We start from the raw sequence: 14,782 nt of genomic DNA, 5'->3' as shown, positions 1-14,782 counted from the left end.
TTTACATTGACTTTATCGGCATTTGCGGTGACTGCGCCGCTCGTGACCCTGCCGCAAACTGCAATCGCCCAATCCCAGATCAGCTTTTCATCTGTCGTTGTAACGGGGAATCAGGCGATTCCCGCTGACACGGTTATTGCGCTTTCCGGCCTTGTGCCGGGCGTCGCTGTCAGCCCGGCAGCTATAAACGAGGCGCTTCGCCGCCTTTATGCCGCCGGCCTGTTCGAATTTGCCGATATCCGCCCGGCTGCGGGGCGCATGGTCATCGAGGTGCGCGAAAACCCTGTCATTGGCATTGTGAATTTCGAGGGCAATTCCACGATAAGCGATTCCGAGCTTGCCGCGATAACCGAATCTGCCGCGCGCGGCCCGATGAACCGCGCCACGGTCGAGGCCGATGCCCGCCGAATTGCGCAATATTACACCGAAAAAAGCCGCTTTGATGCCGAGGTGCGCCCGGTCATCATTCAGCGCGAGGATGGCCGCGTAAACCTTGTATTCGAGGTGAGCGAGGGGCGCGTTGCCTCGGTTGACGGGGTGAATTTTACCGGCAACAGCCGCTTTACCGATGCCCGCCTGCGCCGTGCTGTGCGTTCGGGCGAGGGGGGTGCGCTGGCCAATATCCGCACGCGTGATAATTTCGCAATGGCCAATTCTTCGGCCGACGCGGCTGCATTGGTCAATTTCTACCGCGAGCGTGGCTATATCGATGCGCGGGTCGAGGCAAGCGTGGGCGAATTCGCGCTGAACCGCGATGGCGTGTTCCTGACCTATTCGGTTTACGAAGGCGCAAGCTATGATTTTGGCGCCGCCAGGGTCTCAACCCAGATCGACGGCGTTGATGCCAGCGCCTATAACCGGTTCATTCGCACGCGCGAAGGCCAGCGTTATCGTGCATCGCGGGTGCAGCAAACCGTCGAGGCGATCGAAGAAGAAGCCTCCCGTCAGGGCCGGCCCTTTCTGCGCGCCGTGCCGCGTTTCACGCGTAACGAGGCAGATGGCACGGTCGATGTAACCTTCGAGCTGGTCAATGGCGAGCGGGTCTATGTCGAGCGGATTGATATTCGCGGCAACAGCCAGACGATTGACCGCGTGATCCGCCGCGAATTCGCGCTGGTCGAAGGCGATGCGATGAATCCGCGCAAAATCCGCGAAGCGGAGGCGGCCTTGCAGGCGCTGCGCTATTTCTCCAATGTTTCGGTGCGTGTGCGCGAAGGTTCATCCCCCGATCAGGCGGTGGTCGAGGTTGATGTGCAAGACGCTTCGACCGGTTCGTTCACCTTTGGTGCCGGCTATTCCACCGATGTCGGCTTCAGTGGCAAGGTTTCGATCACCGAGCGCAACCTGCTTGGGCGTGGCCAGCAATTCGCACTCGAACTTGAATATGGCGAGCGGACGAGCATTGCCTCGATCAGTTTTACCGAACCGCGCGTGAATGACCGCGACTTTTCGCTTGGGGGCGATCTGTATTTCCGCGAGATCGACCGCACGGAATCGTCCTTCCAGACAACCGAATTCGGGTTCCGTCCGCAGGTGGGTTTCCCGCTTGGGCCGGATACGCGCATCAGCCTGAATTATGAAATTGTCAGCGAAGAAATCCGCGATACGGTGCCGGGCACCACCTCGCCGGTGATCATTGCCGATGAGGGCACACAGGTGCGCTCGGCCATCGGGTTTGCACTGACGCATGACACCCGCAACGATACGTTTGACCCGTCGACCGGCTATATCTTGCGCCTGACCGGCCAATATGCCGGGCTTGGCGGCGATGCCGATTATTTCAAGGTTACGGCGCGTGCCAAGGGCTATCTTGGCTTGTTTGACGATTCGGTAATCCTGTCGGCCGATATCGAGGGGGGCGCGCTGTTTGCAGGCAGTTCTGCCAATACCCGCGTGACCGACCGCTTTTTCCTTGGCGGCACCAGCTTCCGCGGCTTTGATGTTGGCGGGATCGGCCCGCGCGACGATGATGGCGGTTCGGTGAATGACGCGCTTGGCGGCAATTTCTATGCCATTGCCCGGCTCGATGCGAAATTCCCGATCGGCGTGCCCCGCGATCTTGGGTTCATGGGCGGCGCCTTTGTCGACCTAGGCTCTGTCTGGGGTCTGGATGGCGCGCCGGTTGGCGCATCGGGTGCGATTGATGACGCCGCCTATCTGCGTGCCACCGCCGGGCTTGCGCTTTACTGGCAAACCCCGCTTGGGCCGTTGCAGTTCAGCTGGGCCTATCCCTTGCTCGAACAGCCGGGTGATATCACGCAGGTCTTCTCGGTTTCCGTCAGCACAAGCTTTTAAGCCACAGCGGAAGGGTTCCATTGCGCTGGATTCTGGCCATATGTTTCGCGCTTGGGCTGGCTTTGCCGGTTCAGGCGCAGACCGACCCGACAGCCCCGCCCCCCGGCGCGATTCTTTTTGTCAACCAGGAACGTTTGCTGGTCGACTCGACCCTTGGCCGCGCCATACTTTCGCTGGAATCCGAAGAACGCGCCGTGCTGACGGCTGAGGGCGAGAGGATTGCCGCCGAGCTTTCCGCCGAAGAAACCGCGCTGACCGAATTGCGCAAAACCGCCACGCCGGAAGATTTTCGCGTGCGCGCCGAGGCTTTCAACCAGCGGGTAGAGCGTGTGCGTGCCGAACAGCTTGATAAGGACCGTGCCCAGACCCAGCGCAACGAAGACCGGCGCCGCGCCTTTTATGCCACAGCCGCGCAGATACTGGGCGATATCATGGTGCAAAGCCGCGCTTCAGCGATAATGGACCGCCGTTCCGTGCTGCTATACAACACCAGCCTAGATATAACCGACCTGGCCGTATCGCGGCTTGACGCGGCCTATGCCGCAGACCCGGCGCTTTTGCCAACCGACCCATAAGTCCAAAGGAGAACATATGACAGACGCAGACACCAGCGAGTTGCCGGGCGCTGACATCATGGAAATCCGGCGCCTGCTGCCGCATCGCTATCCGTTCCTGTTCATCGACAGGGTGCGCGATATGAAGATGGGTGAATCCGCCGTGGGCATCAAGAATGTTTCGGTGAACGAGCCGCATTTTCAGGGGCATTTCCCGTCCAAACCCATCATGCCGGGCGTCACGATTGTCGAGGCGATGGCCCAGACTTCCTGCGTTCTGGTCATCAAGACCCTCGGGCTGGAAGACACCGATGTGCTGGTCTATTTCATGACAATGGATAAAACCCGCTTTCGCAAGCTGGTCATGCCCGGCGATGTGCTGGAGCTGCATGTATCGGTCATCCGCAGCCGCGGCAAAATCTGGAAATTCTGGGGCGAGGCGAAGGTCGATGGCAAGATCGTGGCCGAAAGCGAGTATTCCGCCATGATCGTCATGCCGGACGAGCAATAGCCGATGGCATTGATCGACCCGACGGCCAGTATCCATGCTTCGGCCATTGTGGCGCCGGGGGCCGAAATTGGCCCGGGCTGCCAGATCGGCCCGTTTTGCGTTATCGGCGCACAGGTGCGGCTGGCAGCCAATGTCGTGCTGAAAAGCCATGTGGCACTGGCGGGCGATACAAGCCTTGGCGAAGGCACACGGGTCTGGCCCTTTGCCTCGGTCGGGCACCAGCCCCAAGACCTGAAATATGCGGGCGAAGCCACAAAGCTGGTGATTGGCGCGCGCAACATGATCCGCGAAAGCGTGTCGATCAACCCCGGCACGGCGGGCGGCGGCGGGCTTACGCAGATTGGCGATGATTGCCTGTTCATGCTTGGCACCCATGTTGGCCATGACTGCAAGGTTGGCAACCGCGTTGTCATGGCGAACCATGCTTCGCTGGCCGGGCATGTCGAAATTGGCGATCATGCCATTCTGGGCGGGCTTGCGGGCATTGTGCAGTTTTCACGCATCGGGCAGGGCGCGATTGTGGGCGCGGGCTGTGTCGTTTCGGGCGATGTCATTCCTTACGGCGCAACGATCGGCGCGCGCGCGCAGCTTGGCGGGCTGAACCTGACCGGGCTGAAACGCCGCGGGCTGGACAAGGCCGAAATTCACCGGATGCGCGCCGCCTATCGTGCGCTGTTCAGCGGCGATGGCACCTTGCGCGACCGCGCAGCACTTGTGGCGCAGAACTTTGCCGATATGCCGCTTGTGCAGGAAATCACCAGCTTCCTTCTGGCCGAATCTGGCCGTTCTTTCATTTTGCCCAATGACTAGCGGCGCAAACCTTCCCGCCGTGCTTGACCCTTTGGCCATTATTGCAGGCGAAGGTGTCTTGCCCCGCCTGGTGGCCGAGGAATGTCGCCGTATCGGGCGGCCCTGCACGATTGTGGTGTTCGAGGGCATCGCGCTGGACTGGGCAAAGGATTATCCGGTCATTCCGGCGATCTTTGAAAAGCCGGGGCGGCTGTTTCGCGCGCTCAAACGCGCAAACTGCGCCGAGGTGACAATGGCCGGCGGCATGACCCGCCCGAAACTCAGCCCGTTGCGTTTTGACATCAAGGGTTTGCGCCTGGCACCGCGCATTCTCGCCGGGCTGAAAAAGGGCGATAACGATACTTTGGCAATGGTCACGAGCATTTTCGAGGCGGAGGGGTTCAAAATTACCGGCGCACATGACCTGCTTGAAGGGCTGCTCATTCCGGCGGGCATTCCCACACGCGCGCAACCCAGCGTGGATGACCGCGCCGATGCCGCGCGCGCCGAAGAAATTGTCACCGCGCTCGGTCGGCTCGATGTGGGGCAGGGCGCGATCGTCGCCCAGGGCCTGTGCCTGGCAACCGAAAGCAGCCCCGGCACCGACCGGATGCTTGAATTCGTCGCCGAAACCGGCGCGCGCTACCGGCCAGACCCGGACGGTGCGCGCGGTGTGCTGCTAAAGGCCCCGAAACAGGGGCAGGATTGGCGTGTGGACCTGCCCGCCATCGGCCCGCGCACAATGGAAATGGCCGCCAAGGCCGGGCTGGCCGGGGTGGTCATCCAATCCGGTGGCGTGCTGGTGCTGGGGCTGGAAGATACGGTCGCCAAGGCCGATGAACTGGGCCTGTTCCTATGGGCGCGCGACCCGTCATGAGACAGGCGCCGCTGATCTACCTGATCGCCGGCGAAGCCTCGGGCGACAGGCTGGGTGCGGCACTGATGGACGGGCTGTTGCAGCTTGACCCCGATACGCGCTTTGCCGGCATTGGTGGGCCGCTGATGGCGGCGCGCGGGCTGGATTCGCTGTTCGCGATGGACGAGCTTTCGATCATGGGGCTGGTCGAGGTGTTGCCGCGTCTGCGCAGCCTGTTTGCACGCCGCGACGAGGTGGCCGCCGATATCATTGCCCGCCAGCCCGCCGCCCTTGTCACCATCGACAGCCCCGGCTTTACGCTGCGCGTGGCGGCGGCGGCGCGCAAGGGCAGTGCGGCGCCCTTCATCCATTATGTGGCGCCCTCTGTCTGGGCCTGGAAGCCCGGGCGGGCCGAAAAAATGGCGCGCAGCATCAACCATGTTCTGGCGCTTCTGCCCTTCGAGCCACCCTATATGCAAGCGGCGGGGATGAGCTGTGACTTTGTCGGCCATCCGATTGCGGCTGAGCCAAGGGCCACAGCGGGTGAGATTGCCGCGCTGCGTGCGCAACTGGGCATTGCCCCCGATGCCCGCATTCTAACCCTGCTCCCCGGTAGCCGCGGCAGTGAAGTGGCGCGGCTTGCGCCGGTTTTTGCGGCAACCGTTAAAATTCTGGCCGAAAAGCACTCCGGCTTGGTGCCACTGGTGCCCGCCGCGCGCCCCAGTCTTGTTCCCCCGCTTCAGGCGGCATTCGCGGGCACAAATACCATTATCTTGCCACCATTGGCCGATTTTGATGCCTTTGAGGCGCAGAAACGCACGGTTTTTGCCGCCTCCAGCGCCGCACTCGCCGCCTCGGGCACTGTCTCGCTGGAATTGGCAGCGGCCAATGTGCCAATGGTCATCGGCTATCAGATGAATGCGCTCACCGGCTGGCTGATGCGGCAAATGGCGCTGGTCGATACGGTGACATTGGTGAACCTGCTGTCAGACAGCCGCGCCGTGCCAGAGTTCCTGTTTTCGGCCTGCAAGCCGGAAAACCTTGTGCCCGCGCTGGATGCGCTGCTTGAAAACCCCGCAGCCGCCGCGGCGCAGCGCGCGGCTGGTGCGGTTGCGATGCGTGAAATCGGGGCCGGAGGTGAGGCACCGGGCCTGCGCGCCGCCCGTTCCGTGATGGCGCAGATCAGGCCGTAAAAGCCGCAACCGTTGCGCCAGCAACATCGCGCAAGGCCTTGGGATTGATTGCAAAATTGTGGTTCGGCGTGCCTGCGGCAGCCCAAACCACATCATATTGCAGCAGGTCTTCATCCAGAAATTTGCGCACGGGGTGGAGATGGCCAAAGGGCGAAACGCCACCAATGGCAAAGCCTGTCCAGGCGCGGATGCTGGCGGCATCGGCGCGTTCCAGTGCGCAGCCCGCAAGCGCGGCGGCCTTTGCCGGATTCACCCGGTTATCGCCCGATGTCAGAAACAGCACATGCTCATCCCGCCCCGCCACGCGAAACAGGATGGATTTTACGATTTGCCCGACCGTGCAGCCAAGCCCGTTGGCCGCGTCTTGCGCGGTCAGCGTGCCATCGGGCTTATGCACAATCTCGCATTGCAGGCCGAGTGTTTCCATCTCGGCCAGCACGCGCTTCAGGCTTTTGCTCATGCGCGGTTTTCGATATCCACGTAATCGCGCGAAGTCTCGCCGGTGTAAAGCTGGCGGGGGCGGCCGATTTTCTGCGTCGGATCCTCCATCATCTCTTTCCACTGTGCAATCCAGCCCACGGTGCGGGCAAGCGCGAAGATCGGCGTGAACATCGAGGTCGGGAATCCCATCGCATCCAGAATGATGCCGGAGTAGAAATCGACATTCGGATAGAGCTTTTTCTCAACAAAATACGGGTCTTCCAGCGCAATACGCTCCAATTCCTTGGCGACTTGCAGCGTGGGGTTGTTTTCAATCCCCAGCAGGCCAAGCACCTCGTCGGCGCTTTCCTTCATGACCTTGGCGCGCGGGTCGAAGTTTTTGTAAACCCGGTGGCCAAAGCCCATCAGGCGGAACGGGTCATCCTTGTCCTTTGCGCGGGCGATATATTCGGGGATACGGTCAACCGTGCCAATTTCGCGCAGCATTTCAAGACAGGCCTGATTGGCACCGCCATGCGCCGGGCCCCATAGGCAGGCGATACCAGCCGCAATACAGGCAAAGGGGTTGGCGCCAGACGAGCCGGCAAGCCGCACGGTCGAGGTCGAGGCGTTCTGCTCATGATCGGCATGAAGCGTGAAAATCCGGTCCATTGCGCGGCTGAGAATGGGGTTCACCACATAATCTTCGGCCGGAACGGCAAAGCACATTTGCAGGAAATTCGAGGCATAATCGAGGTCGTTGCGCGGGTAGATGAACGGCTGACCAACCGAATATTTATAGGCCCAGGCCACGATTGTCGGCATTTTGGCGATCATGCGGATGGTGGCCACCTCGCGCTGCCACGGGTCGGAAATATCAATCGAATCGTGGTAGAAGGACGACATCGCCCCCTGCACGCCGCAGATAATCGCCATCGGATGCGCATCACGGCGGAACCCGCGGTAGAAAAAGTGCATCTGCTCGTGCAGCATTGTGTGGTTGGTCACGCGTGAGACGAAGTCATCGAGCTTGGCTGTGTCCGGCAATTCGCCGTAAAGCAGAATGTAGCACACTTCCAGAAAGTGGCTTTTCTCGGCAAGTTGGTCGATAGGGTAGCCGCGATAAAGCAGCTCGCCCTTGTCACCGTCGATATAGGTGATGGCGCTTTCGCAAGCAGCCGTCGAGGTGAAGCCGGGATCATAGGTAAAAACATCGCCCAAAGCGTAAAGCTTGCGGATATCAATGACATCCGGGCCTGCCGTGGGGCTTTGCATTGGCAAATCGAGGGTTTTGTCCCCGAATGAGAGTTTCGCTGTTTTGAAAGCGTCTGTTGGCATATTCAACCTCATTCATCGGGCATTTGCCCTGCTTGATTGGCGCTGCTGCGCAAGAATCTGTCAGCCTGTGGGGGCGACATCCAAAATTCTGGCGATCGTCTCGTCGCGGCCTAGCGTGACCATCATGTCAAACACGCTTGGAGACACGCCACGCCCGCATAATGCGGCACGAAGCGGTTGGGCGACCTTGCCCAGCTTTTGCCCTTCATCTTCGGCAAAAGCGCGGATTTCGATCTCCAGATTATCTGCGCTCCAGCTAACATGCTGCAAGCGCGAAGTCAATCTGTTCAGCATACCACGGGATACTGTATCAAGCAGTTCTTGCGCTCGCTGATCCATGTCCAGCGGTCGTTCTTTCAAGAAATATCGCGCCATTTCAAGGACTTCCGGCAATGTTTTCGCGCGCTCTTTCAGCTGGTCCATCGTCTCGAAAAGCTGTGTTTCCTGTTTTTCACTCAGCGGCGGCAGGTTTTGCGATGCAACAAAAGCCAGCACCTCGCGCGCCAGATCGGTATTGTCGCTGCTGCGAATATGCTGGCCCGACAGGTTTTCGAGCTTTTTGAAATCGAACCGCGCGGGGGATTTGCCCAAAGAATCAAGGTTGAACCATTCAATGGCCTGCGCGGTGCTGAAAAACTCGTCATCGCCATGCGACCAACCAAGGCGGATGAGGTAATTCCGCATCGCGGCGGGCAAATAGCCCATATCGCGATACTCCTCGACCCCGAGCGCGCCGTGGCGCTTGGACAGTTTCTTGCCGTCTTCGCCGTGAATAAGCGGCACATGTGCAAACTCCGGCACATCCCAGCCGGCCGCCTGATAGATCAGGCTTTGGCGGGCGGCGTTTGTCAGGTGGTCATCGCCGCGAATGACATGGGTCACGCCCATATCATGGTCATCCACCACAACGGCGTGCATATAGGTCGGCACACCGTCGGAGCGCAGCAAGATCAGATCGTCGAGCGTTTCGTTTTTCCAGGTAATGCTGCCCTGCACATGGTCATTGACCACGGTTTCACCGGTTTTGGGGGCTTTCAGGCGCACGACAAAGGGCAAGTCAGGGTGGTCTGCCGGGTCGGCATCGCGCCAGGGGGAATGGAAGAGCGGCGGCTGCTTGGCCGCGCGCGCCGCTTCGCGAGCAGCCTCGATTTCCCCCTGCGTGGCAAAGCATTTATAGGCCGTGCCGCGCGCCAGCATATCGCGCGCAACTTCGGCATGGCGCGCGATGCGGGCGAACTGGCTGACCGCATCGCCATCCCAATCAAGCCCCAGCCAGCGGAGGCCGGCATAAATCGCCTCGGTCGCCTCGGGGGTAGAGCGCGCGCGGTCGGTATCTTCAATCCGCAGCAGGAATGTGCCGCCATGATGGCGGGCAAACAGCCAGTTGAACAGCGCCGTGCGCGCCCCGCCAATATGCAGATAGCCCGTTGGCGATGGCGCAAAACGGGTGATGACGGGTTTGGTGGCGGACATGGCGTTAACCTCTTGGAAACCGTGAAAAGTTATCGTTAACGCTTCTATTGTATGGCGTAAGCAAGAACAAGGCAGGTGCCGATGCGCTGGGTGCTGGGCGAGTTACAGGCGCAATCGCCCAACCTGTTTTTATGGGCACCGGTGCTGTTTGGCGGCGGCATTGCGCTGTATTTCGGGCTGAACGGCCCCCCAACCGGCGTTTTTCTGGTGCTTTGGGGTGTCGGGTTCATTGCGGCCTGCCTGTTTGCGTTGCAGCGGCGCAGCACCGTGCTGCGCCAGCTTGGTTTAGGGCTGATTTGGTTTATTTTGGGTTACCTCAATGCCAGTTTGCGGGCCGCACTGGTGGCCGCGCCCGTGCTGGGGTGGAATTATTATGGCCCGGTTGAGGGGCGTATCATCGGGCTTGATCGTTCTGCCAGCAACGCCCCGCGCATGGTGCTGGACCAAATCACACTGCCCGGCGCGCGTGATACGGCGGTGCCGGCGCGCATTCGCCTGAGTGCCGTGGGCGAGATTGCGCCCGATATTCTGCGCCCCGGCGCGCGCATCACCACAACAGCATTTTTGTCGCCGCCCGAACCCCCGGTAGAGCCGGGCGGGTTTGATTTTCGCCGCTTTGCCTGGTTCAACCAGCTTGGGGCGATTGGCTATTCGCGCAACCCGGTGCTGGCCGCCTGGCCGGGCGCTGCGCAGAACGGGCTGTCGGTTTGGCTTTTGTCGCAGCGCATGGCGTTGGCCGATTGGGTGCGCGCGGGCATTCCGGGGGTTGATGGCGCCTTTGCAGCGGCGATTGTCAGCGGCGATCGCAGCGCGATTGACCCGGCGGTGCTGAACGATCTGCGCGCGTCGAACCTAGCGCATCTGCTGGCCATTTCCGGGCTGCATATGGGCCTGCTTTCGGGGTTTGTCTTCATGCTGTTGCGGCGCGGCATGGCGCTTGTGCCGGGGCTGGCGCTGGCCCATAGCATCAAGAAATACGCCGCTTTTGGCGCGTTGCTGGCGGCGGCGGGCTACCTGCTGCTGTCGGGCGCCAATGTGGCCACGCAGCGCGCTTTCATCATGGCGGCGGTGGTTCTGGTGGCGGTCATGCTCGACCGGCCCGCGCTGACCTTGCGTTCGGTTGCGCTGGCAGCACTCATCGTGCTGATCATTGCGCCCGAAAGCCTGATGGAGGCGGGGTTTCAGATGTCGTTTTCGGCGACAACCGGGCTGATTGCCGCCTATTCTGCCTTGCGTGGGCGCTGGGTTTTCGCCCCCGGTGCCGCGCGCTGGCAGCGCATTCTGGGCTGGAGCCTTGGCGTTGTGCTGACATCCGCGGTGGGTGGTGCGGCAACGGCTCCGTTTTCGGCCTTTAATTTCAACACGATATCGCAATTCGGCTTGCTGGCCAATGTGCTGGCCGTGCCGATGATGGGGCTTGTTGTCATGCCAGCAGCCGTTGTGGCTTTGCTGCTGTCACCCTTTGGCCTGTCGGGCGCGGCGCTGGCCGTCATGGGCTGGGGCATTGCGTGGATATTGGGGGTTGCAAGCTATGTTGCCGCACTTCCCGGCGCGGTCATTCCGGTGGTTGCAGCCCCCTGGCAGGTGCTGGGCCTGATAAGCCTTGGCGGGCTGATCCTGTGTTTGCTGCGCGGCTGGCTTCGTTTGGCGGGGCTGGTTCCGGCCGCGCTCGCGCTGCTCGTCTGGTCATCAGCGACACGGCCGGCTTTGCTGATAGATGGCGACGGTCGGCTCATGGGTGTTATGGGGGCAACGGGGCGCGCGCTGAACAAGGACCGCGCCTATAGCTATGCGGCCCAAAGCTGGCTGCAAAATGACGGCGACAGCGCGGCGCAAGATGCTGCTTTTGCGCGTGACGGTTTACAGGTTTACACGGGTGGCAGCGCGGCGGTGCTGGACAACGGTTGGGAGATCATTCTGCATTGGGGCCGCGACATACCACAGCAGCCCTGCACCGCAAAGCGCCTGTTTGTGTTTTCCGGGCAGCCGCAACCGCGTATGGGGCCATGTCTTTGGGTTTCGCCCGACGATTTTGCACGGATGGGTGCGCTGGCAATCACGCCAACCGGCGAGGGGCTGGAAATTGTTACCACACTGAGCGATGCGCAGACCCATTACTGGCAGCGCTAATAGTTGCGGATAAGCCCGACAAGCCGGCCCTGAATGCGCACCTGATCATCGCGGTAGACGCGGGTTTCATATTCGGGGTTGGCGGCTTCCAGCGCGATGGCACTGCCACGGCGGCGCAGGCGTTTGAGCGTGGCTTCCTGCCCTTCGACAAGGGCAACGACAATATCGCCATTATCAGCCGTGGCCTGTTCGCGGATCACCACGATATCGCCATTGTTGATGCCAGCCCCGATCATCGAATCGCCCTTCACCTCCAGCGCGAAATGGTTGCCGCTGGCCGAGAGCATGGCGCCCGGCACAGCCACGGAATGCGAAACCTGCTGGATCGCCTCGATCGGCGTGCCCGCGGCAATGCGGCCCATCACCGGCAATTCCATCGCATCGGCCTGCACATGGCGGGCATCGGGCGGCGGGGCGGCGCGACTGCCCTCGATCACCGAGGGGCGAAAGCCAGCGGGCTCCATCGAATCCGGCAGGCGCATAATTTCAATCGCGCGGGCCTTGTTGGGCAGGCGGCGCAGAAACCCACGCTCTTCCAATGCCGTGATCAGCCTGTGGATGCCGGATTTCGAGCGCAGGTCGAGCGCGTCTTTCATTTCATCGAAACTGGGCGAGACACCGTCTTTTTGCACGCGTTTATGGATAAACTGCAAAAGATCGAGTTGTTTCTTCGTTAACATGGCCAGCCCCTTGTTGAACCTGACTTGTTCTACAAGTGTTCTTGTTTTGTGTCAACCATTTGCCGCGAGATTTAGCGTTTCAAGCCTGTCGCCCACCGCCAAGGCCGGGCCGTTGGCCGGCTGAATGGCCAGAATATCGCTTTCAGCCAGCACCGAAAGCAGCGCCGAATCCTGCCGCTTCTGGATGTGCAGGGCGCCATCAATCAGCCGGGCGCGCATGAAATGGCTGCGCGGGCCGTTGGCGGGCAGGGGGGCGGCCAGCGGATAGCGCGGCCCCGGCCCGGCCTGTGGCAGGCCAAGCATGGCGCGCAGCAGGGGCAGCAGGAACACATAGCCGCATACCATAGATGAAACCGGGTTGCCCGGAAGGCCCAGCATGGGAATGCCGTTCAGCCGCCCGGCCATAAGCGGCTTTCCCGGGCGCATGGCGATCTTGTAAAAGTCGAGCGCAAGCCCCGCCTCTTGCCCGACACTGGCCACAAGATCGTGGTCGCCCACCGAGGCGCCGCCGAGCGTGACCACAAGATCGGCCCCTGCGCACAGCGCAAGGCAGACGCGCAGCCCTTCGGGTGTATCAGGCGCAATCGGCAGCAGCCGCGCGCGCCCGCCAGCGCCCTCGATCAGCGCCTTCAGGCCAAGATTGTTGGAGGAAATGATTTGCGCATCGCTTGGTTCATCGCCCACATTCACCAGCTCGCGGCCCGTTGGCAGCAGCGCCACAACCGGTTTGCGCGCCACGGGCAGGCGCGCATGGTTCATGGCGGCAAGCAGGGCAATGTCTTGCGGGTTCAGGCGGCGGGGGGCTGCAAATTCCCATCCTTTGGCAAAATCAGCCCCGGCGGGGCGGATATGGTCGGCGCTGTCGCGCCCGGGGCCAAGGGTGATCGTGTTGCCCGAACGCTGCACATCTTCCTGGATGATCACGCAATCTGCCCCGCCTGGCAGCGGCGCGCCGGTGAAAATGCGCAAGGCTTCGCCAGCGCCAATCTGCCCCTGCCAGGCTGAGCCTGCCGCGGCTTCGCCCACAACCGTGAGCGTGGCGCCATCGGCAAGGTCGGCCTTGCGCGCCGCATAGCCATCCATCGCCGAGGCGGCAAAGGGCGGCTGGTTGCGGCTTGCGGTGAGCGGTTGCAGTAAAACGCGGCCCGCGGCTTCGGCCAAGGGGATGGTTTCAACCACGGGCTTAGGGGCGAGGTTCAGAATGCGCGCGCGCGCCTCATCGACCGAGATCATCAGCGCGCCTCGAACCTGCCGGATTTTCCGCCCTCTTTAAGAACGAGGCGTATATCGTTGATCTGCATGTGTTTATCGGCGGCCTTCAGCATGTCATAAACCGTAAGTGCCGCCACGGAAACGGCGGTCAGCGCCTCCATCTCAACACCCGTTTGGCCACTGGTCTTGACGCGCGCCTCGATCTGCACGCAGGTCTCTGCCGCGTCAGCCACCAGATCGAGCGACACTTTGCTCAGCGCAAGCGGATGGCAAAGCGGAATCAGTTCGGCTGTTTTCTTGGCCGCCATGATGCCGGCCAGCCGTGCAATGCCCAAAACATCGCCCTTGGCCGCAGTGCCCGCAATGACCAGCGCCAGTGTTTCGGCGGTCATATCCACCCGGCCACGGGCCACGGCCAGCCGCGCGGTGGCGGGTTTTTCCGAAACATCGACCATATGCGCCGCACCGCTGGCATCGAAATGGGTGAGCTTCGGCATTATGCGGCCTCGGGCGACCAGGGGGCAGAGAGCAGCGCACGGGTCGCGCCTTCCACATTTTCCTGCCGCATCAGGCTTTCGCCAATCAGGTAGCAGCGCACGCCATAGCGCGCCATCGCAGCAAGGTCGTGGCGGGTTTCCAGCCCGGATTCCGACACGAGCAGCGCCTCGGCCGGGGCGTGGGCGGCAAGGCTGCGGGTGACATCGAGGCTGGTTTCAAACGTGTGCAGGTTGCGGTTGTTGATGCCGACAAGCTTGGATTTCAGCAAATGCGCGCGGTCAATCTCGTTGCGGTCATGCACCTCGACCAGCACATCCATGCCCCAGGCAAGGGCGGCATCTTCCAACTCGGCGGCCTGTGCATCGCTCAGCACCGACAGGATCAGCAATATACAATCGGCCCCAAGCGCGCGGGCTTCGGCCACCTGATAGGTGTCGAACATGAAATCCTTGCGCAAAACCGGCAGGGTTGTGGCGGCGCGTGCTTGCTTCAGATAGTCATCAGACCCCTGAAAGCTGGGCGCATCGGTCAGCACCGACAGGCAGGTCGCGCCACCCTCGCTATAGGCTTCGGCCAGTTTGGCGGGGTCGAAATCCGCGCGGATCAAACCTTTTGAAGGGCTGGCCTTCTTGATTTCGGCAATCAGCCCGTAGCCGCCGGAGGTCGAGGCAAGGCGCAGCGCCTCGTGAAAACCGCGCACGGGGGCGGCATCCTGGGCGGCACGCTCAACCTCGCCCTGTGGGATTTTGGCTTTGCACGCGGCGATATGCTCCAGCTTGTAGGATTTGATTGTGTCGAGAATTGTCGTCATGTCATGCCCTTTGCAGCCCTAT

The 14,782-nt window shown here is 61.5% G+C and carries 14 protein-coding genes; 7 read left to right on the top strand and 7 right to left on the bottom strand.

Annotated features, from left to right (window positions below; all coding sequences use genetic code 11):
• Positions 1-27: 27 nt before the first annotated feature.
• The 6 genes from bamA to lpxB are packed head-to-tail and all read left to right on the top strand — an operon-like array spanning position 28 to position 6,198.
• Complete coding sequence (gene bamA, locus LGT41_RS13050) at positions 28-2,295, top strand: outer membrane protein assembly factor BamA (protein ID WP_274127334.1); 2,268 nt, start codon at positions 28-30, stop codon at positions 2,293-2,295.
• Positions 2,296-2,315: 20 nt separating this feature from the next.
• Positions 2,316-2,870: an OmpH/Skp family outer membrane protein gene (locus tag LGT41_RS13045; protein WP_274127333.1), complete on the top strand. Its 555-nt coding sequence runs from the start codon at positions 2,316-2,318 to the stop codon at positions 2,868-2,870.
• Positions 2,871-2,886: 16 nt separating this feature from the next.
• A complete protein-coding gene (fabZ, locus tag LGT41_RS13040) occupies positions 2,887-3,360 on the top strand; it encodes a 3-hydroxyacyl-ACP dehydratase FabZ (RefSeq protein WP_274127332.1) in 474 nt (157 codons plus the stop codon).
• 3 nt (positions 3,361-3,363) lie between these two features.
• Positions 3,364-4,170 (top strand): acyl-ACP--UDP-N-acetylglucosamine O-acyltransferase, encoded by an 807-nt coding sequence (lpxA, locus tag LGT41_RS13035; RefSeq protein ID WP_274127331.1) that lies wholly within the window; start codon positions 3,364-3,366, stop codon positions 4,168-4,170.
• Positions 4,163-5,026 carry an LpxI family protein gene (locus LGT41_RS13030; protein ID WP_274127330.1) on the top strand — a complete coding sequence of 288 codons (864 nt, stop codon included), beginning with the start codon at positions 4,163-4,165 and terminating at the stop codon, positions 5,024-5,026. The genes lpxA and LGT41_RS13030 overlap by 8 nt, the downstream gene beginning before the upstream one ends.
• Complete coding sequence (gene lpxB, locus LGT41_RS13025; RefSeq protein WP_274127329.1) at positions 5,023-6,198, top strand: lipid-A-disaccharide synthase; 1,176 nt, start codon at positions 5,023-5,025, stop codon at positions 6,196-6,198. The genes LGT41_RS13030 and lpxB overlap by 4 nt, the downstream gene beginning before the upstream one ends.
• On the opposite strand, the gene LGT41_RS13020 is transcribed toward lpxB, so the two are convergent.
• Genes LGT41_RS13020 through gltX form a run of 3 tightly spaced genes read right to left on the bottom strand, consistent with a single transcriptional unit; the run spans position 6,188 to position 9,429 of the window.
• Entirely contained in the window at positions 6,188-6,658 is a 471-nt protein-coding gene (locus LGT41_RS13020; protein WP_274127327.1) for a YbaK/EbsC family protein, read from the bottom strand. The genes lpxB and LGT41_RS13020 overlap by 11 nt on opposite strands.
• On the bottom strand, positions 6,655-7,956 hold the full coding sequence (locus tag LGT41_RS13015; protein ID WP_274127326.1) for a citrate synthase: 1,302 nt from the start codon (positions 7,954-7,956) through the stop codon (positions 6,655-6,657). The genes LGT41_RS13020 and LGT41_RS13015 overlap by 4 nt, the downstream gene beginning before the upstream one ends.
• 60 nt (positions 7,957-8,016) lie before the next feature.
• Positions 8,017-9,429, bottom strand: coding sequence for a glutamate--tRNA ligase (gene gltX, locus LGT41_RS13010; protein WP_274127325.1), 1,413 nt, complete (start codon positions 9,427-9,429; stop codon positions 8,017-8,019).
• An 81-nt stretch (positions 9,430-9,510) separates the two neighbouring features.
• Between gltX and LGT41_RS13005 the strand changes: the two genes are divergently transcribed.
• On the top strand, positions 9,511-11,559 hold the full coding sequence (locus LGT41_RS13005; RefSeq protein ID WP_274127324.1) for a ComEC/Rec2 family competence protein: 2,049 nt from the start codon (positions 9,511-9,513) through the stop codon (positions 11,557-11,559).
• On the opposite strand, the gene lexA is transcribed toward LGT41_RS13005, so the two are convergent.
• The 4 genes from lexA to trpC are packed head-to-tail and all read right to left on the bottom strand — an operon-like array spanning position 11,556 to position 14,760.
• The gene (gene lexA, locus LGT41_RS13000) at positions 11,556-12,239 is read right to left on the bottom strand and encodes a transcriptional repressor LexA (protein ID WP_274127323.1); all 684 of its coding nucleotides are present in this window, start codon (positions 12,237-12,239) and stop codon (positions 11,556-11,558) included. The genes LGT41_RS13005 and lexA overlap by 4 nt on opposite strands.
• 51 nt (positions 12,240-12,290) lie before the next feature.
• A complete protein-coding gene (locus tag LGT41_RS12995) occupies positions 12,291-13,472 on the bottom strand; it encodes a molybdopterin molybdotransferase MoeA (protein ID WP_274127322.1) in 1,182 nt (393 codons plus the stop codon).
• A complete protein-coding gene (moaC, locus tag LGT41_RS12990) occupies positions 13,472-13,948 on the bottom strand; it encodes a cyclic pyranopterin monophosphate synthase MoaC (RefSeq protein ID WP_274127321.1) in 477 nt (158 codons plus the stop codon). The genes LGT41_RS12995 and moaC overlap by 1 nt, the downstream gene beginning before the upstream one ends.
• Positions 13,948-14,760 carry an indole-3-glycerol phosphate synthase TrpC gene (trpC, locus tag LGT41_RS12985; RefSeq protein ID WP_274127320.1) on the bottom strand — a complete coding sequence of 271 codons (813 nt, stop codon included), beginning with the start codon at positions 14,758-14,760 and terminating at the stop codon, positions 13,948-13,950. The genes moaC and trpC overlap by 1 nt, the downstream gene beginning before the upstream one ends.
• Between the last annotated feature and the right edge of the window lie 22 nt (positions 14,761-14,782).

This window comes from Abyssibius alkaniclasticus, assembly GCF_020447305.1.
Lineage (GTDB): Bacteria > Pseudomonadota > Alphaproteobacteria > Rhodobacterales > Rhodobacteraceae > Abyssibius > Abyssibius alkaniclasticus.
This window is presented reverse-complemented; position numbering and strand designations above follow the sequence as displayed.